We start from the raw sequence: 21,586 nt of genomic DNA, 5'->3' as shown, positions 1-21,586 counted from the left end.
CCGGCGCCCGGTCAGGCTGCGGCTGTCCCGGGCAGTGCTCGCCGTGCGACCGGGTGGCATCGATGAAAGCCCAGGACAGCCCGCGCATCCGTCTGGCCATCGCGCTGACTCGCGCCGGCATGTGGTGGGAGGAACTGGCCCGCAATTTCTGGCTGCCCTCGGCCCTGCTGGCGCTGGCGGGGGCGGCGCTGGCCTTCGGCGCGGCGGACATGGTTCCGACGGGGGCGCTGCGGGCGATGACGGCGGTCCTGGCGCTGGCGGTGCTGGCGCTGGTCTGGCGCGGTCTGCGACGGCTGCGCAGGCCCACCACGCCGGCGGCGCGCGCCCGCGTCGATGCCAGCCTGCCCGAGCGGCCGCTGTCGGCGCTGGCCGACAGCATCGCCATCGGCGCCGAGGATGCGGGCGCGGCGCGGCTGTGGCAGGCGCATCAGGCGCGCATGTGGCGCCTCGCGCAGGCGGCGCGGCCGGTGGCGCCGGATGCCGGGTTGCGCTGGCGCGATCCGACGGCGCTGCGTCTGGCGGGGCTGACCGCGCTGGCGATGGCGCTGATCTTTGCGCCGGCGGGACGTTTCGGCCAGGGGCTGGCGGCGCTGGGCGGCAGTCTGCGCCCGGTGGCGCCAGGTGCCTTGCTGGCACCCGATGCCCCCGGTTGGGAAGGCTGGGCCGAACCCCCGGCCTATACCCGTCGGCCGACGATCTATCTGAACGCCTTGCCTGCCGATCAGGCGCTGGAACTGCCCAAGGGCACCCGGCTGAGCTTTCGCCTTTACGGCAGCGATGCGACGCTGGATCAGCAGATCGGCCCGGCGCTGCCCGACAGCCCGCCCGAGGCCCCGGCCTTTGTCGCCGAGCAAAGCGGCGCGGTCACGGTGGCAGGGCGACGGTTCGAGGTGATCGTGCTGCCCGATGCCCCACCCCAGGTGCAGGCTGGCGCCGTGCCGCAACGGCGTGTCGACGGCAAGCTGGTGCAGGATTTCACCGCCAGCGACGACAACGGCATCGTGGCGGGTCAGGCGGTGATCGCGCTGGACCTTGGGTCAATCGATCGCCGTTTCGGTCTGGCCGTCGCGCCCGAGCCACGCGATCCGGTCACACTGGAACTGCCCTTGCCTGCCATGGGCAGTCGCGACGCAATGCGCGGGCGCCTTGTCGCCGATCTGGCGCGCCACCCCTGGGCGAATCTGCCGGTGACGCTGTCGCTGAGCGTGCAGGATGGCATCGGCCAGCACGGCCGGGCCGAGCCGCTGCGCATGGTCCTGCCGGGGCGGCGCTTTTTCGATCCGCTGGCGGCGGCGCTGATCGAGCTGCGCCGCGATCTGCTGTGGTCGCGGGACAACGCGGCGGTGACCGCCCAGATGCTGCGCGCGATCAGCTGGCAGCCCGAAGGGCTGATGGACCCCGATCTGGCCGCGGGCCTGCGCGGGGCGGTGGCGACACTGGAATCCGGCCCCTTGCAGGATCAGACCCGCAATGCGCTGGCGCAGGTGCTGTGGGATGCGGCCGTCGCGCTTGAGGATGGCGGGCTGGCCGATGCGCTGGCGCGGATGCAGCAGGCCCAGCAGCGCCTGTCAGAGGCGATCCGCAATGGCGCCAGCCCCGACGAAATCCAGCGCCTGATGCAGGAACTGAAACAGGCGACCGACGCCTATGTCGACATGCTGGCCCGGCAACAGGAACAGGATCCTTCCGGGCGGTTCGACCGTTCCCCACGCCAGGGTCAGCAGATCACCGGCGACCAGATCCAGCAGATGATGGACGAGATCCAGCGCCTGATGAACGAAGGCCGCATGGCCGAGGCCCAGGAACTGCTGGAGCAGTTCAACCGCATGATGCAGAACCTGCAAGTCACCCGCAGCCCGGACGGCCAGGGCGGCAGCCAGCGGCCGATGGGGCGGCTGGCACAGACCCTGCGCGACCAGCAGCAGCTGGCCGACGAGGCGATGCGCCAGTTGCAGGACCAATACGGGCAATGGCAACCCCAGCCGCCCGAGGACGCGAGCCCGGGCGACCCGGGACAGGCTCAGGGTCAGGATCAGCAGGCCGGGCCCCAGGGGCAGGGCGGTTCCGGCGAAAGCTTGGCTGACCGCCAGCGCGCCCTGCGCGAGGATCTGGGACGCCAGCGCGGCCTGTTGCCGGGACGCGGCACCCCCCAGGGCGAGCAGGCGCGCCGCCAGCTTGACCAGGCCGGTCGCGCCATGGACGAGGCCGAGCGCGCCCTGCGCGACGGCGACCCCGGCGCGGCCATGGAACGGCAAGCCCAGGCCATCGAATCCCTGCGCGAGGGCATGCGCGCCCTGGGCGAGCTTGAAGGTCAGAACCAGGCACAGAACTCGCCGCAACCCGGCACCGGCCAGGACGGCGCGCAGGGCAGCGTTCCGGACCCGCGCGGCCAGAGGGGTCTGGCGCGGCCACAGGATCGCGGTTCGCAAACCGATCCGCTGGGCCGATCGCTGGCCGGCGAGGGCAATGCCATCACCGGCGGTGACCCGCTGGCCGAGGGTGCCGACCCCGCCCGCAAGGCACGCGAGTTGCAGGATGAAATCCGCCGCCGTGCCGGCGAGCCGCAGCGTCCGGCGGACGAGCGCGACTATCTGGACCGGCTACTCGACGGTTTCTGAGCCCGCGCCTTGCGCGGCATCGCCGCCAAGGCGCTGGTGCAACCACAGGCGGCCCTGGTCGATCTGCTGGCGCAGCTGCGCCAGCGGTCCCGCAGCGGGCTGTGTCGGCGGCAGCAACAGATGTGCCAGCCCCAGCGCCAGCGTCACCGCCAGACCCAGCGCCAGACCCATGGCATAGGCCCGGCGTGGCCGCGATGCGGGCACGGCCGGCATCGGTGGCCGGGTTTGGCGCTGCGCTGGGCGGATATGCAGATCTGCGGCCTCGGCCACCAGCGACTCGGCCATCAATGTGCGGGGATCGCCGCGCCGGTTGGCGCGCGGCGGCTGTGGGGGCGCCGCATTTTCCGCAGGCATGCTGCCGGGTCCGGCCGCCGCCAGTGGCTCCAGCCCGGCGCCGGGACCGTTCTGCACAGGCTCTGCTGGGGCCGGGGCATCGGCGCTGCGCGCCAGCGCGGGGGCAGGCGGGTCGGGAAGGCGCGTCAGCGTGGCGGCAAGTTCGGCGGCATCCGGAAGCCGTGCGCTGACCGGCGGTTGATGATCCCGTGATCCGGGCTCGGCTTTCGGCGCGGATCGACCGGCCGGCGGCGGCGTGGTGACGACCGTCCGGGTCTGGGGCGCGACTGGGGATGGCTGCGGCACATCGTCCTCGCCCGTGACCGTTGCCGCTGGCCAGTCCCGCGCTTGTGCGCGCGCGGCTGCCTCGGCCTCGCGGGCCTGCATTTCGCGCGCGGTTTCCTCGATCAGGATCGACAGCACCGAATCGTCCATCGGTCGGCTCAATGCCGCCGGGGCTTGCGGCGCAGGGGGGGGCGCCTCGGGTGCCGCGGGGGGCTGGGCCAGCGGGGTTCGCGGCTGCGCCGCCAAGGCGCGGCTTGCAGCAGGTGCAGCGCCGGTCTTGATCTGGCCCGGCTGGTGCCACACATGGCCGCAGGCAGAACATTCCACCTCGCGCCCCGTCGCGGGAATGGCGGCGGCGGCGATTTCGTATTGGGCCGCGCAGCGGGGGCAGGTCAGGCGCATGGGCAATGTCTTTCTTGGCGTCTAGGACTGGATTTCCGTGATGCGGGTGTCTCGCATTTGGCGCAGGACTGTTCTATCAAGCCGCGAACCGCGCGCCAAGCAGCCGCACCGGAGGAGCCGACCCTTGATCGAGATGCAGAACCTGTCTTTCGGCTACAAAGGCGATGCGCCGCTGCTGGCCGACATGTCGCTGAGCCTGCAACCGGGGTCGTTCCATTTCCTGACCGGGCCTTCGGGTTCGGGCAAGACCACCTTTCTGCGGCTATGCTATGCCGATCTGCTGCCGACCGCTGGCCGGATGGCGGCATTCGGCCAGGACGTGGCCGCGCTGTCGCGCGATGGCATCGCCGCGCTTCGCCGTCGGGTCGGGGTCGTGCATCAGGACACGCAGTTCCTGGATCACCTGCCGGTGGCGGAAAACATCGCCCTGCCGCTGGTGGTGGCGGGCGAGCAGATCGACATGGATGCCCTGGGCGAACTGCTGGCCTGGGTGCAGATGACCGGCCACGCCCGGGCCATGCCGCCGGCGCTGTCGGGGGGCGAGCGTCAGCGCGCGGCCCTGGCCCGCGCGGTGGTAATGTCGCCCGACCTGATCCTTGCCGACGAACCCACGGGCAACCTGGACTGGGAGATGTCGATGCGGCTGATGCAACTGCTGATCGAACTGAACCGCTCGGGCAAGGCGGTGGTGGTGGCCACCCATGACCTGAACCTGATCCGCGCCGCAAAGCAACAGGTGCAGGCGCGCGTGCTGCGCATCGCCGGGCGGCGGCTGCAACTCGCGGGGGCCGATCTGTGAAGAAACCCGATCTGAAATCGCTGAATCTGGCGGCCTTGTGGCGGGGACTGACCCAACCCGATGTCGCCGGCACCGACCGCGTGGTGCCGCCCACCGGCTTTACCGCGCAGCTGACGCTGTTTTCCGCCGCTGCCATGGCGTTCCTGGCGGTTTTCGCGCTGGCTCTGGCGCTGGCAACGGGACGGCTGGCGGAACGCTGGTCGTCCGAACTGGCACAGTCGGTGACGGTGCGCATTTCGGCCCCGCAGGCGGATCTGGACGAAACCACCGTCACCGTGATGGAGGTGCTGAAAACCACCCCCGGCGTCGCAGATGCCCGTCTGTTGCCCGAGGACGAGGTGGAAAAGCTGCTCGAACCGTGGTTCGGCCCCGATATCCCCGTCGAGGCCCTGCCGGTGCCACGCCTGGTCGAGGTCAGCCTGGCCGATCAGGGCTTTGACGCGCAGGCCCTGCGGCTGCGGCTCGAGGCCGAGGCTCCGGGCGCGGTGCTGGATGACCATACCCGCTGGCGCCAGCCGCTGGTTTCGGCCGCAGGCAGGCTGCGGGTGCTCGGGCTGTTCTCGCTGCTGCTGATCGCGGCCACTGCGGCGGCGATGATCACGCTGGCGGCAAAGGCATCGCTGGCCGCAAACGGTCAGGTGATCCGGGTCTTGCGGCTGATTGGCGCGCGCGACATCACCATCGCCACCGCCTTCGTGCGCCGCTTTACCCGCCGGGCCGGGCTGGGGGCGGCGGTGGGCACGGCGCTGGGGATGCTGGCGATCTGGGCTTTGCCCGCGGCCGATCCTGCGGGGGGATTCCTGACCGGCCTGGGCTTTCAGGGCTGGGGCTGGCTCTGGCCGCTGCTGGTGCCCTTGGCCGCGGCGGCGATCGGCTTTGCCGCCACCCGCTGGGCGGCGCTGAGGATGCTGCGCGAGGTGCGATGATGAGCCAGTATCAGCCGCGGCCGGCATCGGCGCTGGATTGGCTGCGGGCCGCGGCCTATTACGTCTATGTGGCGCTGGCGACACTGGCCATCGGGTCATGGGGGCTGCCGCAGGCGCTGCGCGGGCGCGATGCCGCCAACCGGGTCGCCGACATCTGGCTGCGCCAGATGCTGGGGGCGGCGCGGGTCATCCTGGGGGTGCGGGTCGAATATCGCGGACCGCTGCCGCAGGGGGACTGCCTGATCGCGGCCAAGCATCAAAGCTTTCTGGACATTCTGGCGCTGGCCCATGCCTGCCCGCGCCGCGCCTTCGTGATGAAGCGCGAGGTGCTGCGCGTTCCGGTCATGGGCTGGTTCGCGCGCAAGGTCGGCTGCATCCCCATCGACCGCGCCCGCGGCAAGGACGCGATGAAACAGATCATCCACGAGGTCGAGGCCGCGATGGCCAGCCCCGAAGGGCTGGGGCAGCTGATCGTCTATCCCGAGGGCACCCGCACCCGGCCGGGCGAGCGCCGGCCCTACAAGCACGGGGTGGCGGCGATCCAGCGCGCGACCGGCCTGCCGATCGTTCCGGTGGCGGTGAACTGCGGCCTGTTCTGGCCCAAGCGTGGCATCCCGATCCGCCGCGGCACGGCAGTGGTCGAATTCCTGCCCCCGATGCCCGCCGACGGACGTGCGACCACCGTGATCGAGACGCTGGAGCAGATCATCGAACCCGCCAGCGACCGCCTGCTGGCCGAAGCCGGCTGGCGCGGCTAGCCGTTTCGGGGGTTGCAACCGCGACGCGCTGCGGGTCAATCTGCGCCTGCGTCACGGAGGACGGCATGACCCCCATCATCGACATCGAGCGCCTGTCGAAAATCTATGACAGCGGCACCGCCGCCCTGGACCAGGTGTCCCTGCAGATCCACGAAGGCGAGATTCTGGCCCTGCTGGGCCCGAACGGCGCCGGCAAGACCACGCTGATCTCGATCATCTGCGGGTTGGTGGTGCCCAGCAGCGGCACGGTGTGCGTCGGCGGGCACGACATCCGCCGCGACTGGCGCGCGGCGCGCAAGCTGATCGGGCTGGTGCCGCAGGAAATCGCGCTCGAACCGTTCGAGCAGGTGATCGACTGCGTGCGCTTTACCCGCGGGCTTTACGGGCTGGGCCCCGACGAGGCCTATCTGGAACAGCTGCTGCGCAGCCTGGCGCTGTGGGACAAGCGTTTCGCCCGCACGCGCGAATTGTCGGGCGGCATGAAGCGGCGGGTGCTGATCGCCAAGGCGCTGTCGCATCGGCCCAAGGTGCTGTTTCTGGACGAACCCACCGCCGGCGTCGATGTCACCCTGCGCCGCGAGATGTGGGCCGTGGTGCGCGATCTGCGCGCCCAGGGCGTCACCATCATCCTGACCACCCATTACCTCGAAGAGGCCGAGGACATGGCCGACCGCGTCGGCGTCATCAGCAAGGGCCAGTTGCTGCTGGTGCGGCCCAAGGACGAGCTGATGGGCGAATTCGGCAAGAAGCACCTGACCGTGACCCTGTCCCAGCCCCTGGCCACGCTGCCCGAGGATCTGCGCGGGCGCGGGCTGGAACTGGCGAGCGACGGGCTGTCGCTGAACTATAGCTACGACACGCGCGGCGCGCGCAGCGGCATCGCGCGGCTCCTGGCCGATATCGCCGCCCATGGCATCGCGGTGCGGGACATCGCCACCAAGGAAAGCAGCCTCGAGGAAATCTTCATGTCCCTGGTCGAGGAGCAACCGGCATGAACTGGCAATCGGTGCGCGCGATCTTCGGCCACGAAATGGCGCGGTTCTTTCGCACGGTCTGGCAATCGCTGGCCTCGCCGGTGCTGTCGACGGTGCTGTATTTCGTGGTGTTCGGCGCGGCGATCGGCGGTCGCATCCAGGCCATCGAAGGCATCAGCTATGGCGCCTTCATCGTGCCGGGGCTGATGATGCTGACGGTGCTGCAACAATCGGTCAGCAATGCCAGCTTCGGCATCTATTTCCCCAAGTTCTCGGGGACGATCTATGAAATCCTGGTGGCGCCGGCCGGCTGGATCGAGGTGACGCTGGGCTATGTCGGCGCGGCGGCCGCCAAGGCGGTGCTGATCGCCCTGGTGATCCTGGTCACCAGCTTTGCCTTCAACGGCGTGCATATCGCGCATCCGCTGTGGATGCTGGCCTTTCTGCTGCTGACGGCGGTGGCGTTTTCGCTCTTGGGCTTCATCATCGGGCTGTGGGCGAAGTCGTTCGAGCAGTTGCAGATCGTCCCGATGATGGTCATCACGCCGCTGGTGTTTCTGGGCGGGGCCTTCTATTCGGCCTCGATGCTGCCACCGTTCTGGCAGGGCGTGGCCAAGCTGAACCCGGTGCTTTACCTGATTTCCGGCTTTCGATGGAGCTTTTTCGGCCTGGCCGACGTGCCGGTGGGCTTGTCGCTGGCAGCCGTGGTGGCGGTGATCGCAGTCTGTCTGTTGGCAATCCGCTGGATCTTCCTGACCGGCTGGCGGCTGCGCGAATGACCGCGCCGCCGCCCGCCCGGGCGCGCTAGTTGGAAAAGGCGCTGATCAGGTTCAGCACCGCCAGTATCTTGCGGGTGCTGCTGTCCACCCGATAGATGGCATCGTCGCCGCGATAATAGTCCCAGCCGGGCCGCGGCTCGAGATCGTAGCGATAGGGGTCGCTGATGCGGATGTAACGATCGCGCGGCAGGATCTGCCCGACGCCCAGCCCGTAATCGCGAACGATCTTGCGGGCCTGACCGGGGGGGACGCAGGCCGGATCCTTCTTGGCCAGCCCCGGCGGGCAGTCGAGATAGCGGTATTCGACCTGCCGGGCGTGCTTGCCATGGCGGTGGCCATGCTTGTCGTGGTCATGTTTCCGAGCGTGGCGATGATGGGGGTGATCCTGATGCGCATGCTTGCCGCCATGCCCCTTGCCATGTGCCTTGTCGGCGAAGGCTGGGCCGCTGGCCAGCAGCGCCAGGGCGACGGTGGCGGCGGTCAGAAAACGGTGGCTCTTCATGGCGTATCCTTGTCGGTGGATCTGGCTGGTGACGGGCTGTTAACGCCTGATGGTGCGGAAACGAAGCGAGGGCGCAGGGATTCATGCCAGTCATCGGCACGATTCTGCCGAGGCTGTCCTGCACGATCCGGCCCGGCTATTTCGGGCACAGCCGAGTCTGCGGGTCCAGCCGCACATATTCGCGGGCGCTGATGCGGTGCATCTGCAGCGAATGGCGCCATTGCGCATTCCACATCCGGCGGATGCCGTTGCGGTAATAATTGGCCATCAGCTCGTCCACGATCGGGGGGATGATGGTGGTGCCGGGGATGCGGGGCGCGTGAAAGCCCACAGTAGCCTTGGGGCCCAGGCAGGCGTTGGGCAGGGTGATATAGATGGTGCAGGCCGACCGGCAATAGCCGCGGATTTCAACCGGCCTGCCGCTGGCGGCCAACTGCTGGCGATACTTGATCGCCTCGAGCACGTTGCCGCCCTTGTTGTTGGCGATGACGATGGGGCGCGCCTTGGCGGGCTGGGCCTGGGCCTGCGGCGAAAGCCCCGCCAGCGGCAGGGCCAGCGCCAGCAGGCAAGCGGCAAGGTGCAGGACGGGGCGGGCGGCTTTGGTCATCATGGATCGGGCATCTGCTGTTCAGGGTGCCCGCCACTATGTCCCGAAACGCCCCCGGCTGCAAAATGACGATCCGGCGAGCCGCCGGCGCGCTTGCCGCTTAACAACGGCCGCGCTTGCGATTATATGCCCGCCATGACCCAGAACCCGCCCCTGCTGCGCCCCGATCTTGCCCCCAGCCCGATCTTCGACACCACGCGAAGGGAAGGGCAGCCGACCATCGGCATGGTCAGCCTGGGCTGTCCCAAGGCGCTGGTGGACAGCGAACGCATCCTGACCCGGCTGCGCGCCGAGGGTTATGCCATCAGTCCCGACTACAAGGGCGCGGGCGCGGTGATCGTGAACACCTGCGGCTTTCTGGATTCGGCCAAGGCCGAATCGTTGCAGGCCATCGGCGAGGCCCTGGCCGAAAACGGCAAGGTGATCGTCACCGGCTGCCTGGGGGCCGAGCCCGAATACATCACCGGCGCCCATCCCAGCGTGCTGGCGGTGACCGGGCCGCAGCAATACGAACAGGTGCTGGATGCCGTGCATCTTGCCGTGCCGCCCAGCCCCGACCCCTTCATCGACCTGATGCCGGCCAGCGGGGTAAAGCTGACCCCGCGCCATTACAGCTATCTGAAGATTTCCGAGGGCTGCAACCACGCCTGCAAGTTCTGCATCATCCCCGACATGCGCGGCAAGCTGGTCAGCCGCCCCGCCCATGCGGTGCTGCGCGAGGCCGAAAAGCTGGTCGAATCCGGGGTGCGCGAATTGCTGGTCATCAGCCAGGATACCTCGGCCTATGGGGTGGACCGCAAGTTCGCCACCGAACGCGGCCACCGCGCCCATATCACCGATCTGGCCCGCGATCTGGGATCCCTGGGCGCATGGGTGCGGCTGCATTACGTCTATCCCTATCCTCATGTGCGCGAACTGATCCCGCTGATGGCCGAGGGGCTGGTGCTGCCCTATCTGGACATTCCGTTCCAGCACGCCCATCCCGATACGCTGAAACGCATGGCCCGGCCGGCGGCGGCGGCGAAAACCCTGGACGAGATCGCCGCCTGGCGGTCCGCCTGCCCCGAGATCACCCTGCGTTCGACCTTCATCGTCGGCTATCCGGGCGAGACCGAGGCCGAATTCCAGACCCTGCTGGACTGGCTTGACGAGGCGCAGCTGGATCGCGTCGGCTGCTTCCAATACGAAAACGTCAAGGGTGCCCGCGCCAATGACCTGCCCGATCACGTCCCCGACGAGGTCAAGCAGGACCGCTGGGATCGCTTCATGCAGAAGGCCCAGGCGATTTCCGAAGCCCGGCTTGCCGCCAAGGTCGGTCGCCGGCTCGAGGTGATCGTGGACAGCGTCGATGACGACGGCGCCACCTGCCGGACCAAGGCCGATGCCCCCGAAATCGACGGCAACCTGTTCATCGACGAAGGCTTCGAACAGCTTTCCCCCGGCGACATCGTCACCGTCACCGTGGACGAGGCCGGCGAATACGACCTGTGGGGGCGGCTCTGACCGGGGCAGCAGGACAGGGGCAGGGACGGCTGTGAACTGGGATCCCGAGGGCAAGCCGCGCAAGCCCGACTTCCTGGGCATCGGCGCGCAAAAGGCCGGCACCACCTGGCTGTCGCAGATGCTGGGCCAGCGGCCCGATGTCTGGACCCCGCCCTTCAAGGAGGTGCAGTTCTTCAACCACCGCTTCGTGCCGGAACATCGCGCCTGGCTGCCCTGGCACTTCCGGCGCGCGCGGCTGAACATCATCAAGCGCCACGAGGCGCGCGGCGAGACCGTGCCCGAACCGCTGCTGCGCTATCTCGACCGCATTACGCGCGAGCCGATGTTCACCAACCACTGGTACAAGCTGGTGTTTGCGCCGGCGCCGCAGCATGCCCGCACCCTGGACGTGACCCCGGAATATTCCACCCTGCCGCCGGAAGGGGTCGATTTCGTCGCCGAATTCCTGCCGCAGGCCCGGTTTGTCTATATCATCCGCCATCCGGTCGACCGGGCGATATCGCAGTTGAAGATGAACTTGACCCGCGCGCGCCGCAAACCCGCCAGCCTGCAGGACTGGCTGGCCGAGGTCGAGGATCCGGTGCTGCTGGACCGGGGCGATTATCAAAACTATGTGCCGCGCTGGTCGGCGCGCTTCGGCCCCGACCGGCTGCTGTTCCTGCCCTTTGGCCAGATCGCCCGCGATCCCGTCGGATTGCTGCGGCAGGTCGAGGCTTTCCTGGGCCTGCCCCCGCACGACTATCGCGAACCCGGGCGCAAGGTCTTTGCCTCGGACCGCACGCTTTCGGTGCCCGATGCCGCGCGCCAGCGCCTGCGCGCCCGGCTGGAGTCGCAGTTCCAGTTCCTTCAGGATCATTTCGGCAGCGATTTCACCAGCCGCATGCGCTAGGGCGGCTTTCCCTTTGGATGGCTCTGGACTAAATAGCGCCCGACACTGACAGATCATCAGACGGGAAAAAGCGCATGGCCTCCTACCAGTATGTCTATCACATGGACGGCGTGTCCAAGACCTATCCGGGCGGCAAGAAGGTGTTCGAGAACATCCGCCTGAACTTTCTTCCCGGGGTCAAGATCGGCGTGGTCGGCGTCAACGGCGCCGGCAAGTCGACCCTGCTGCGCGTCATGGCCGGCTGGGACAAGGACTTCACCGGCGAGGCCTGGGCCGCCAAGGGGGCCACGGTCGGCTATCTGCCGCAGGAGCCGGAACTGGATCCCGCGCTGAACGTGCGCGGCAACGTGATGGAAGGCGTCAAGGCCAAGCAGGCCAAGCTGGACCGTTACAACGAACTGGCGATGAACTATTCCGACGAAACCGCCGAGGAAATGGCGCGGCTTCAGGACGAGATCGACGCCGAGAACCTGTGGGATCTGGACAGCCAGGTGGACGTGGCGATGGAGGCCCTGCGCTGCCCGCCCGATGATGCCGATGTCAGCACACTGTCGGGCGGCGAAAAGCGGCGGGTGGCGCTCTGCAAGCTGCTGCTGGAACAGCCCGACATGCTGTTGCTGGACGAACCGACCAACCACCTGGACGCCGAAACCATCGCCTGGTTGCAAAAGCACCTGATCGAATATCCCGGCACCATCCTGATCGTCACCCACGACCGCTATTTCCTGGATGACATCACCGGCTGGATCCTGGAACTGGATCGCGGCCGCGGCATCCCCTACGAGGGCAACTATTCTGCCTGGCTGGAACAGAAAGCCAAGCGCCTGGAACAGGAAGCGCGCGAGGACAAGGCGCGGCAAAAGACGCTGGAACGCGAACTGGAATGGATCCGGGCCGGCGCCAAGGCCCGCCAGGCCAAGCAGAAGGCCCGCATCAACGCCTATAACGAACTGGCCAGCCAGTCCGAACGTGAAAAGCTGACCCGGGCCCAGATCATCATTCCGAACGGCGAACGGCTGGGCAACAAGGTGATCGAGGTCACCGGCCTGAAAAAGGCCATGGGCGACAAGCTGCTGATCGAGGATCTGACATTCAGCCTGCCGCCGGGGGGCATCGTCGGGGTGATCGGTCCGAACGGCGCCGGGAAATCCACGCTGTTCCGGATGCTGACGGGCCAGGAACAACCCGACGCCGGCGAGATCGTCTATGGCGATACCGTCAAGCTCAGCTATGTCGATCAGTCGCGCGATGCGCTTGACCCCAACAAGACCGTCTGGGAGGAAATCTCGGGCGGGGCAGAGCAGATCGAACTGGGCGATGCCACCATGAACAGCCGCGCCTATTGCTCGGCCTTCAACTTCAAGGGTGGCGATCAGCAGAAAAAGGTGGGCCTGCTGTCGGGCGGCGAACGCAACCGCGTGCATATGGCCAAGCTGCTGAAATCAGGCGGCAACGTGCTGCTGCTGGACGAACCGACGAACGACCTGGACGTGGAAACCTTGCAGGCGCTCGAGGCGGCGCTGGAGGATTTTGCCGGCTGCGCGGTCATCATCAGCCACGACCGCTTCTTCCTTGACCGGCTGTGCACCCATATCCTCGCCTTTGAAGGCGATGCCCATGTCGAATGGTTCGAGGGCAACTTCGAGGATTACGAGGCCGACAAGGTCCGCCGTCTGGGCCCGGATTCCATCGAACCCAAGCGGGTGAAATACAAGAAGTTCACCCGCTGAGGCGCTTGCCCCGGCCCGGTGCCGGGGCAGCCGTTCAACCGCCCTTGCCGCCGCGGGGGCGTCTGGGGCGCGGGGTTTGCGCAGGGGGCTTTCCGGCCCCCGGCTTTCCGGCATCGGTTTTTTCCGTATCGGGCGGGGTGCGACGGCGCCAGACCAACCCTGCCAGACCCACCAGCACACCGACGCTGGCCACCGACAGCAGCATCAGGATCAGCGCGCCTTGCGTGGTTTCCGGGCGCACCCAGCTGACCAGGGCCAGCCCGACCAGCGCCCCCGCCAGCCCGCCCGGCCCCGCGATCTTGACCAGTTCCAGCAGGTTCATGGCTTACTCCGGCAGGATGCGGGCGCCGAGATCGTCGGCCCAGTTGCGCAGGGACAGGCGCAGCCGTTCCATGTCCCAGCCGCGCTGCCACAATTCGGGCTGCCCCTCGATGTCGCGGGCCCAGCGGCGAAAGGCGGCGGCGGCCTGATCGGGGGTGTTCACATGGCTCAGGTCGGCGATCAGCACATGCGCGCCGTCCTGGCCGTGCTGGCGCCCCGGGCTCCAGGCCAGCAGGAACGGGCCGCGGCGGTCGCCCGGTCGTGCCCCGGCCCGTTCGGCCAGCCGCAGCGCCCGCAGGCCCAGCATCTGGTTGTAGCCGTCGACCGCAGCAGGGCAGGGTGCGATACCGCCGGTCCGGGTCAGTTCCTGGGCCAGGCTGTCCTGGGCCACCGGCCAGACCGTGACCATCTGTTCTGCGGCGGGGATGTCCAGCGCATCGGCATTCGGCAGGTTGGCGACATAGGCTTCGCAGATCATCAGGTGGCGCGGCCGATCGGCGCTGGTCGCCAGCCCCGGAAAGGCGACAATGCCATAGGCGGCGAAATCCTGCGGCGGATACTGGCCCGGCCCGGCAAAGATGCGCGAGGCCCGCAAGCCACCGTCCGTGCCGGTCATGGGTGGTGGGCTGCTTGTGGGCGGAGGTGCCGATGTTGCCATGTCCATCTTGCCCCACAGCGGTCCGAACAGCCGTTCCAGATCGAAGATGTCGAAAAACGACCACGCCCGCCCGTGACCGGGCAGTGCAAGCGTTCCGATCAGCAGGACAGGCAAAAGGGTCGTCCAGCGCATGGCAGCACCCCGAACAGGGCATGATCGCCACCATGATAGCGCCGATCACCCTGAAAACCCAGCCGTTTCGCGTCAGGCCGCGTCCTGGCGATAGGGTTTGAAGCTGGTCTTGTGCGACTGTTCCAGTCGCGCGAGTTCGGCCGCACGCTCATCGGCCGTCAGGTTGCGCCAGGGGGTGGGGTTACGGATCATGCCCGCCGCCAGCAATTCTGCGTGCATGCGCGGGAAATCCACCTCGCCCCAGGAGCTGCGGCTGGGGCGGCTGCCGGGCTGGGGCATCCAGTCGTTGACCAGGGTGTTGATTTCCACCGCCTGCATGTTCTTGAACGCCTGCAACTGCCGCACCAGGAAACCGCCGATTTCCATGCTGCGCCGGGTCAGCACGGCTGCCTTCTGATCGGCATTGCCGACATAGCCCAGCAGATGCAGCGGCGAGCAGTCGGTGCCGACGATGAATTTCGCCGCCTTGTATCGGGCAATCTGTTCGTTCTGGCTGGCCAGTTGCGGATGAAAGATCTCATAGCCCTCGTCGGCCAGATAGGCTTCGATGCGGGCCTCGCCCAGGATGCTGCCGCGCTGCGGCCCAAGCCGGGTGCGCGAGACGTAAAGCCGCTCGGGGCCATCGGGGGCGATGTCGCGACCGGCGTGACGGTTGACATAATCGCGGAAGGCCGCGCTGCCGGCGCTGAGGTCATACATGCCAAAGCCCTGGCGCGGCACCGACAGTCGCGCGACGCGGGTGGCGCGGCTGGCGATGACGACCGGCACGCGCACCCCCATCGCCTCGAGCATCTCGCGATAGACGGCGACGGTGCGGGCATTCACGCGCTGGATCTTGGGGGTAAAGATGATGCCGTCCAGCGGTCCCTGAACCCGGTCCAGCGCCCATAGCCGTGCCAGCGATTCCACGATGAAATGGCCGAAATGGCCGTAAAAGATGCCCCCAAACAGATAGTGACCGTCCAGCTCGTCGACGGGCAGATCCCAGGGCACAAGGGGTTGGCTGTTCACCGGACGCCGGCTGTCGGTCCAGCTGATGGAATTGGCGACGAAGCGGCCTTCGCTGTCGACCACACCCGATGGCTGCTCGCGCAGGCGTTCCTCGCTCAGGGGCGGCACCACCAGCGCCTGGGTCAGTTCGACCAGATCGCCTTCGGGATCATCCAGATTCAGAAACACGTCACGCCCCCTGCTGATCGACGGGCCGGCGGCTTGCGCCCGCCGGCATCAGCGGGTCGCTGCCCGCCACCTGAGAATGCTTCTTGCGCAGGTTATGCGCGGCAAAGCCCTGTCCGCGTCGGCGCAGATAATGGATCAGCCGCGTGGAAAGGCCGAAGCGGCCGCGGGCCAGCATCGAATCCGACAGGCTGGCCAGAAACCACGGCAGATGCCGCACCCGGCGATACATGCCGTAAAAGCGCCTTTCGGTCAGCTTGTCCTCGACCACCTGGCGCACGATCTCGCTGAGGATTTCGGCGCGGCGCAGCACCAGCGCGGTCTTGTGCCCGCCGTGGCGCGCACGCAGCGGATGGATGTTCGGACCCGAAAAGCGTTCGACATGCTGGCGGTCGGGCGCAAAATGCGGGTCATAGACCAGCCAGACCTTGTCCGCCGCGCCCGCCTCGACCGCGGCATCGGCATAGGGACCGTCCCAATCGGCCCGCCGGCCGGCGGCAAAGCGCTCCTCCCACGGGACCAGATCGGCCCGCAGCGTCGATTGCGGCGAAAACGCGATGACCCGGCAGCCCGGCGCCAGCCACGCCAGCGCGCAGGCGGCATAGCCGCCCATCGAGGTTCCCATCAGCGTCACCGAACGGAAGCGGCGGAAGAACCCGGCATCGCGCAGATGTTCCAGCGCCGCGAACAGGTCGGGATCGCGGAACCAGTCCGGCCGGAACGCCATCACCCCCAGATGCGACCAGCCGTTCTTGGCGACGAATCCATAACCCCAAGGCTCGCGTTCGATGCGATCCTCGCGCGCCGAGGACAGGTTGTCGAAGCTGACCACCAGATGATCGGTGCCGCGTTCGGCAAAGACCAGCGCGTGGTTGCCCAGCGATTGATAGAACCCGCGGCGATGGTCGGAACGGCGGAAATCGATCAGCCAGGCGGGGGCGGGTTCGACCGGCGCGGCCTCGGCCGCGCCGTCGTCCAAGCGCTCGTCGTCCTCGGACGGCCTGATTTCCGGTCCAGACATGTTCAGCCCCGTTGCTCCGCCTGTCTGTTATAGATCGCCGGTTGCAACGGCCGCAACCGCCTGTCCTATGCCCATTCCCAGGCCAGGGCGAAGCGGCCCAGACATTCCTGCACCGCCTTGTCGTCCACCGCGCCGCGCCGGGCAATGCGTGCGACAAGACCACGCTTGCGGTCATCGATCACCTCGGCCACCTCGGCGGCAAGGCCGGCCTCGGCCAAGGTGGCGTCATAGACGCGCTTGATCGCCAGCTTGCGCAGATCGGGCTTGAAGATCTTGCCCACCGCGGTCTTGGGCAGTTCGGGCAGGATCTCGACATGTTTCGGCACGGCGGCGCGTTCGTGGATGTGGTCGCGGGCGAAATCGGCCAGTTCCTCGGCCGTGACCTGGGCGCCGGCCACCAGTTCGACATAGGCGCAAGGCAATTCGCCGGCGAAGGCATCGGGCTGACCGATGGCGCCGGCGAAGGCGACCGCCGGATGCGCCAGCAGCGCCTGTTCGATTTCCGCCGGGTCGATGTTGTGGCCGCCGCGGATGATCAGATCCTTGGCACGGCCGGTGATCCACAGGTAGCCATCGGCATCGATGCGGCCAAGGTCGCCGGTGCGCAGGAAACGTCCCTCGGCGAACAGATCCTTGTTCTTGTCGGCCTCGGTATAGGTCGAGCCCTCGAACACGCCGGGGCTGGCGATGCAGATTTCGCCGATTTCATCGATCCCGCATTCGCGATAGCCGCCGTCGATGCGCTGCAGGATACGCGTGTGGGTATAGGGCAGCGGCAGCCCGACCGAGCCGACCTTCTTGAGCCCGTCGATCGGGTTGCACGACACCAGGCAGGTGGCCTCGGTCAGGCCGTAACCTTCGGCGATCTCGACCCCGGTGGCGGTGCGGAAGCGGTTGTAAAGTTCGACCGGCAGCGGCGCGGAGCCCGAAATCGCGGTCTTGAGCGAACTGACATCGGCATTGACCGGGCGCTGCATCAGCGCGGCGATGGCGGTGGGCACGGTCAGCAGGAAGGTGCATTGCCAGCGTTCGATCAGCTTCCAGAAATTGTCGAACACCCCTTCGCCGCGATAGCCGGCCGGGGTGGGCATGACCAGATGCGCCCCCGACATCAGGCATGACATCAGCACCGGATAGGCGGCAAAGACGTGGAACATCGGCAACGGGCACATCAGCACGTCGGTTTCATCAAACAGCAGCGTGGCGCCCAGCCAGCCGTTGTAGATCATGCCCGACTGCTTGTGCTGAGCCACCTTTGGCGTGCCGGTGGTGCCCCCGGTATGGAAATAGGCCGAGACGCGATCTTCGTTCGGCAAGGCGAAATTCAGCCGGTCATGGTTCTGGGCACTGGCGCTGGCTTCGAAATCCAGCACGCGCGCCTGATGGCGCACCGTGGTCTTGGGTCGCATCAACGGCACCAGCAGCCGCTTGATCCCGGTCAGATAGCTGCGCAGGTCAACCTCGAGCACGGTCTGCACGTTGGGGGCCAGGGCAACAGCCTGCGCCGCCTTTTGCGCCACTTCGGTCTTGGGAAAGGATTTCAGCGTCACCAAGACCTTGGCGTTGGTTTCGCGCAGGATGCCGGCGATCTGTTCGGGGTCCAGCAGCGGGTTGATCGGGTTGACGATGCCCGCCGTCGCCCCGGCCAGCAGCACCACCGGCGCCTCGATGCAATTGGGCAAGAGATAGGCCACCACGTCGCGCGGCCCCACGCCAAGGCTGTGAAACAGGTTCGCGGTTTCGGTGACCCGTTCGTGCAGATCGGTCCAGGTCAGTGTGCGTGCCGGCGCGTCCGGGGCGGAAAACAGCTGGAAACTGATGGCCGGGCGGTCGGGGTGGCGGTCCCGCGTTCGTCCCAGCGCCTCATACAGCGAATGCGGCACGTCCCTGTTTACATAGGGCATTTCCGCTTCGACCGCATCCCGGTCGGCGGCGCCTGCAAACCTAGCCATCAATTCTCCTCCCGATTGAATTCAGCTTTGCGCTTTGGGACAAGAATGGGCCAAAAGCCGTCGCCGGGGCAAGCCGCATGGCCTGCCGCGGCCTTCGGAAACGCTGCGTCAGAGCCGGCGACGCTGCGGCGCGGCGGGGCTACCGCTGCGTCACCCGACCGTCACGCCTGGGGGATACGCAGGGTCTGACCGGGATAGATCTTGTCGGGGTGGCTCAGCATCGGCTTGTTCGCCTCGAATATCTCGTTGTAGCGGCCTGCCTTGCCCAGATATTTCTGCGCGATTTCGGACAGGGTCTCGCCCTTCTGGACGGTGTGGAACACGGGCTTGGCGCCGGCCGGGGCGGGGGTTTCGGTCGCCGTGTCGGGGGCGGTTTCGACACGGGCGATGCCCTTGATGTTGCCGACCGCCAGGATCAGCTTTTCCAGGGTTTCCTGATCGCGGGCCTTGCCCGAGATGACAACCGTGTCGCCGCCGCGCAAGGTCAGATGAACGTCATTCGCCGTCAGCCCCAAGGCCTTCAGTTCCGCCTTCAGGGCCGCGACCTTGCGGTCGGTGTCACTTTGCTGCGGGTCTGCTGCGGCGGGGGCCGGGCTGGCCTGCGCCTCCGAGCCGAAAAGCGATTTTCCGGCGTCTTTCACGAAATCCCAAATGGCCATGTCCTGTCCTTTCCTGAGACATTCTGCGTGTCATTGCGCAGCTTATCGGCAACGCCTTGCCGAAACCCGGGTTCCGGCGCATTTTACACAAGCTTTGGTTGAGCATCTGAACTGCCCGTCCTAGCTTTGCCGCCGAAACTGCGATCAGGATGGAAGGCACCATCATGAAAATCAAGCTGTTTGCCGGCCTTGTGCTGGGTTGGGTGGTGGTGGCTGGGCCGGGTTTGGCCGAATCGGCAAATCATTTCGCCGAATATCGCATCAGCGCGACGACAGCGGCGGCGCAGGTCGGGCAGGTGCGCTGCGTGCAGCCCGACGCCCAAGCCAACCGTCTGGCGGCGGCGGCGACCAATGCCACCCGTCGCAGTCACGGCCTGCCGCCGGTTTCCCCCAATGCGACCCTGGCCCGGGCAGCTGCGCGGCATGCCTGCGACATGGCACGGCGGGGTGTGATGTCGCATCGCGGCAGCGGCACGCGGGGCCCGATGCAGCGCCTGAAGGCCCAGGGCTACCGGCCCCGGCTGGCGGCCGAAAACATAGCCGCCGGCCCGTTTGCTCAGGATCGTGTGTTGCGCGAATGGGAACGGTCCAGGGGCCATCTGGCCAATATCCTGATCCCGCAGCTGCGCGACTATGGCATCGGCCATGCGATCGGCGCCGACGGCCGCACCATCTACTGGGCGGCCGTTTATGGGGCGCCCCGCTAACCCGCCAGCGCCCCTTCGCTGAACTGCAACCGTGCCAGCCGGGCATAGAGCCCGTTCTGCGCCACCAGATCGGCGTGACGGCCCTGGGCGACGATGCGGCCATGGTCGAACACGATGATGCGGTCGGCCTTTTGCACGGTCGCCAGCCTGTGGGCGATGATGACGGTGGTGCGGCTGCGCGCCAGATCGTCCACCGCCTGCTGCACCAGCCGTTCGGATTCGGCGTCCAGCGCGCTGGTCGCTTCGTCCAGCAGCAGGATCGGCGCATCGCGCAGGATGGCGCGGGCGATGGCGATACGCTGTTTCTGACCGCCCGACAGCATCACCCCGCGCTCGCCCACATAGCTGTCATAACCCTCCGGCAGGCGGCGCAGGAATTCGTCGGCATGGGCGGCGCGGGCGGCGGCCTCGACCTCGGCATCGCTGGCATCGGGGCGGCCGAAGCGGATGTTCTCGCGGGCGGTGGCGGCAAAGATCACCGGATCCTGCGGCACCAGGGCGATGGCGCGGCGGAAATCGGCCCGCGCCATCTGGCGCAGGTCGATGCCGTCGATGCTCACCCGCCCGCTGGCGGGATCCCAGAACCGCAGCAGCAACTGGATGACCGTGGTCTTGCCCGCCCCGGAAGGTCCGACAAGTGCCACGGTTTCCCCCGGCGCGATCTGCAGGCTGACTCCTTCCAGGGCCGAGACATCGGGCCGCGACGGATAGTGGAAGGTGACATCGTGCAGGGCGATTTCGCCGCGCACCGGGCGGGGCAGGGGCAGCGGCACGGCGGGGTCGGTCAGGCTGTCCGTGGCGCTCAGCAATTCGCCCAGCCGCTCGGTGGCGCCGGCGGCGCGCTGCAACTCGCCCCAGATTTCCGACAGCGCCCCGACCGCACCGGCGGTCAGCACGGCATAGATGACGAATTGCACCAGCTGGCCGGCGGTCATCGTCTCCATCCGCACGTCGCGGGCGCCGACCCATAGCACCCCCAGCACGCCGGAAAACACCAGGAAGATCACGATCACCGTCATCAACGTGCGCACCCGCACCCGCCGCAGGGCGACGTCAAAGGCCTGTTCGGTCACTGCGTTGAACCGCGTCCGCGTCGCCCCTTCGTGGGTAAAGGCCTGGATGGTCTGCGCCGACAGCAGGCTTTCCGAGGCCGCGCCCGAGCTTTGCGCGATCCAGTCCTGGTTCTGCCGCGACAGCTGGCGCAGCCTGCGCCCCAGCACCACGATCGGCACCACCACCAGGGGCACCAGCGCCAGCACCAGCAGCGACAGCTTGGCCGAGGTCCAGACCAGCATCACCGCCCCGCCCAGCAGGATCATGAAGTTGCGCAGCGCGATCGACACCGAAGAGCCGATGACCGACTGGATCAGCGTGGTGTCGGTGGTGATGCGGCTGATGATCTCGCCGGTCAGGACGCGCTCGTAAAAGGCAGGGCTCATGGCGATGACGCGGTCGAACACCGCCTTGCGGATATCGGCGACCACCCGCTCGCCCAGCCGTGTCACCAGGTAATAGCGCATGCCGGTGCCCACCGCCAACAGCGCCACTATCCCCAGCGCGGCGCCGAAATACTGGTCCAGCAGATGCGCGCCGGCGTCGAAGCCGTCCACCACCCGCCGCACCGCCAGGGGCAGGATCAGGCTGATGCCGGCCGTCACCGTCAGCGCCAGCAGTGCCGCCAGCAGCAGCCCGCGATAGGGGCGGATAAAGGGCCACAGTGCCCGCAACGCGCCGATGCGGCGCGAGGTGGGTCGGTCAGCGAGGACGGGGGTGCCGCGTGCCATGTGTCGTCTTTCCTTGTTCGGCTGGATCGGGCGCGGCACGGGGGCCGACCCGGTCTGGCCGTGGTCCGTGC

The 21,586-nt window shown here is 67.6% G+C and carries 20 protein-coding genes; 10 read left to right on the top strand and 10 right to left on the bottom strand.

Going from position 1 to position 21,586, the window contains the following annotated elements; translation table 11 throughout:
* The first annotated feature begins 62 nt into the window (after nucleotides 1–62).
* Nucleotides 63–2,618: a DUF4175 domain-containing protein gene (locus GB880_RS00740; protein WP_263467219.1), complete on the top strand. Its 2,556-nt coding sequence runs from the start codon at nucleotides 63–65 to the stop codon at nucleotides 2,616–2,618.
* Here the strand turns inward: GB880_RS00740 and GB880_RS00735 are convergent.
* Nucleotides 2,601–3,638: a zinc-ribbon domain-containing protein gene (locus GB880_RS00735; protein ID WP_263467218.1), complete on the bottom strand. Its 1,038-nt coding sequence runs from the start codon at nucleotides 3,636–3,638 to the stop codon at nucleotides 2,601–2,603. The genes GB880_RS00740 and GB880_RS00735 overlap by 18 nt on opposite strands.
* A 124-nt stretch (nucleotides 3,639–3,762) precedes the next feature.
* On the opposite strand from GB880_RS00735, the gene GB880_RS00730 reads away from it, so the two are divergent.
* From GB880_RS00730 to GB880_RS00710, 5 genes are all read left to right on the top strand, one after another.
* Entirely contained in the window at nucleotides 3,763–4,437 is a 675-nt protein-coding gene (locus GB880_RS00730) for a cell division ATP-binding protein FtsE (RefSeq protein ID WP_154493723.1), read from the top strand.
* The gene (locus tag GB880_RS00725; RefSeq protein WP_263467217.1) at nucleotides 4,434–5,363 is read left to right on the top strand and encodes a cell division protein FtsX; all 930 of its coding nucleotides are present in this window, start codon (nucleotides 4,434–4,436) and stop codon (nucleotides 5,361–5,363) included. The genes GB880_RS00730 and GB880_RS00725 overlap by 4 nt, the downstream gene beginning before the upstream one ends.
* Entirely contained in the window at nucleotides 5,363–6,121 is a 759-nt protein-coding gene (locus GB880_RS00720; protein WP_154550638.1) for a lysophospholipid acyltransferase family protein, read from the top strand. Before GB880_RS00725 ends, GB880_RS00720 begins: the two co-directional genes overlap by 1 nt.
* A gap of 65 nt (nucleotides 6,122–6,186) precedes the next feature.
* Nucleotides 6,187–7,116, top strand: a complete 930-nt coding sequence (locus GB880_RS00715) for an ABC transporter ATP-binding protein (protein ID WP_154493722.1) — start codon at nucleotides 6,187–6,189, stop codon at nucleotides 7,114–7,116.
* Nucleotides 7,113–7,874 (top strand): ABC transporter permease, encoded by a 762-nt coding sequence (locus tag GB880_RS00710; RefSeq protein ID WP_154493721.1) that lies wholly within the window; start codon nucleotides 7,113–7,115, stop codon nucleotides 7,872–7,874. Before GB880_RS00715 ends, GB880_RS00710 begins: the two co-directional genes overlap by 4 nt.
* 25 nt (nucleotides 7,875–7,899) lie before the next feature.
* Here GB880_RS00710 and GB880_RS00705 read toward each other — a convergent pair whose 3' ends face one another.
* On the bottom strand, nucleotides 7,900–8,376 hold the full coding sequence (locus GB880_RS00705; RefSeq protein WP_263467216.1) for a hypothetical protein: 477 nt from the start codon (nucleotides 8,374–8,376) through the stop codon (nucleotides 7,900–7,902).
* A gap of 136 nt (nucleotides 8,377–8,512) precedes the next feature.
* Nucleotides 8,513–8,986 (bottom strand): hypothetical protein, encoded by a 474-nt coding sequence (locus GB880_RS00700; RefSeq protein ID WP_229774400.1) that lies wholly within the window; start codon nucleotides 8,984–8,986, stop codon nucleotides 8,513–8,515.
* 132 nt (nucleotides 8,987–9,118) lie between these two features.
* On the opposite strand from GB880_RS00700, the gene rimO reads away from it, so the two are divergent.
* The 3 genes from rimO to ettA all read left to right on the top strand — a co-directional run bounded on the left by rimO (nucleotide 9,119) and on the right by ettA (nucleotide 13,105).
* Complete coding sequence (gene rimO / locus GB880_RS00695; protein WP_195840813.1) at nucleotides 9,119–10,486, top strand: 30S ribosomal protein S12 methylthiotransferase RimO; 1,368 nt, start codon at nucleotides 9,119–9,121, stop codon at nucleotides 10,484–10,486.
* Nucleotides 10,487–10,517: 31 nt separating this feature from the next.
* Nucleotides 10,518–11,375, top strand: coding sequence for a sulfotransferase family protein (locus GB880_RS00690; protein WP_263467215.1), 858 nt, complete (start codon nucleotides 10,518–10,520; stop codon nucleotides 11,373–11,375).
* Between the two features lie 74 nt (nucleotides 11,376–11,449).
* Nucleotides 11,450–13,105 carry an energy-dependent translational throttle protein EttA gene (gene ettA / locus GB880_RS00685; protein WP_154493719.1) on the top strand — a complete coding sequence of 552 codons (1,656 nt, stop codon included), beginning with the start codon at nucleotides 11,450–11,452 and terminating at the stop codon, nucleotides 13,103–13,105.
* Between the two features lie 34 nt (nucleotides 13,106–13,139).
* On the opposite strand, the gene GB880_RS00680 is transcribed toward ettA, so the two are convergent.
* The 6 genes from GB880_RS00680 to lysM form a co-directional block, all read right to left on the bottom strand.
* The gene (locus tag GB880_RS00680) at nucleotides 13,140–13,427 is read right to left on the bottom strand and encodes a hypothetical protein (RefSeq protein ID WP_154493718.1); all 288 of its coding nucleotides are present in this window, start codon (nucleotides 13,425–13,427) and stop codon (nucleotides 13,140–13,142) included.
* A gap of 3 nt (nucleotides 13,428–13,430) precedes the next feature.
* Nucleotides 13,431–14,216 carry a hypothetical protein gene (locus GB880_RS00675; RefSeq protein ID WP_154493717.1) on the bottom strand — a complete coding sequence of 262 codons (786 nt, stop codon included), beginning with the start codon at nucleotides 14,214–14,216 and terminating at the stop codon, nucleotides 13,431–13,433.
* A gap of 72 nt (nucleotides 14,217–14,288) precedes the next feature.
* The gene (locus GB880_RS00670; protein ID WP_263467214.1) at nucleotides 14,289–15,395 is read right to left on the bottom strand and encodes a glycosyltransferase family 61 protein; all 1,107 of its coding nucleotides are present in this window, start codon (nucleotides 15,393–15,395) and stop codon (nucleotides 14,289–14,291) included.
* A 1-nt stretch (nucleotide 15,396) separates the two neighbouring features.
* On the bottom strand, nucleotides 15,397–16,413 hold the full coding sequence (locus tag GB880_RS00665; RefSeq protein ID WP_154493716.1) for a hypothetical protein: 1,017 nt from the start codon (nucleotides 16,411–16,413) through the stop codon (nucleotides 15,397–15,399).
* A 65-nt stretch (nucleotides 16,414–16,478) separates the two neighbouring features.
* Nucleotides 16,479–18,365, bottom strand: a complete 1,887-nt coding sequence (locus GB880_RS00660) for an acyl-CoA synthetase (RefSeq protein ID WP_154493715.1) — start codon at nucleotides 18,363–18,365, stop codon at nucleotides 16,479–16,481.
* A gap of 161 nt (nucleotides 18,366–18,526) precedes the next feature.
* Nucleotides 18,527–19,024 (bottom strand): peptidoglycan-binding protein LysM, encoded by a 498-nt coding sequence (gene lysM, locus GB880_RS00655; RefSeq protein WP_154550636.1) that lies wholly within the window; start codon nucleotides 19,022–19,024, stop codon nucleotides 18,527–18,529.
* A 164-nt stretch (nucleotides 19,025–19,188) separates the two neighbouring features.
* Between lysM and GB880_RS00650 the strand changes: the two genes are divergently transcribed.
* A complete protein-coding gene (locus GB880_RS00650) occupies nucleotides 19,189–19,731 on the top strand; it encodes a CAP domain-containing protein (RefSeq protein WP_154493713.1) in 543 nt (180 codons plus the stop codon).
* On the opposite strand, the gene GB880_RS00645 is transcribed toward GB880_RS00650, so the two are convergent.
* Entirely contained in the window at nucleotides 19,728–21,515 is a 1,788-nt protein-coding gene (locus GB880_RS00645; RefSeq protein WP_154493712.1) for an ABC transporter transmembrane domain-containing protein, read from the bottom strand. The two genes, GB880_RS00650 and GB880_RS00645, sit on opposite strands and share 4 nt — an antisense overlap.
* Between the last annotated feature and the right edge of the window lie 71 nt (nucleotides 21,516–21,586).

This window comes from Paracoccus sp. SMMA_5_TC (genome assembly GCF_009696685.2).
Classification (GTDB): Bacteria; Pseudomonadota; Alphaproteobacteria; order Rhodobacterales; family Rhodobacteraceae; genus Paracoccus.
Note: the sequence above shows the minus strand (reverse complement) of the source record. Positions and strands in the feature narration are given on the sequence as shown.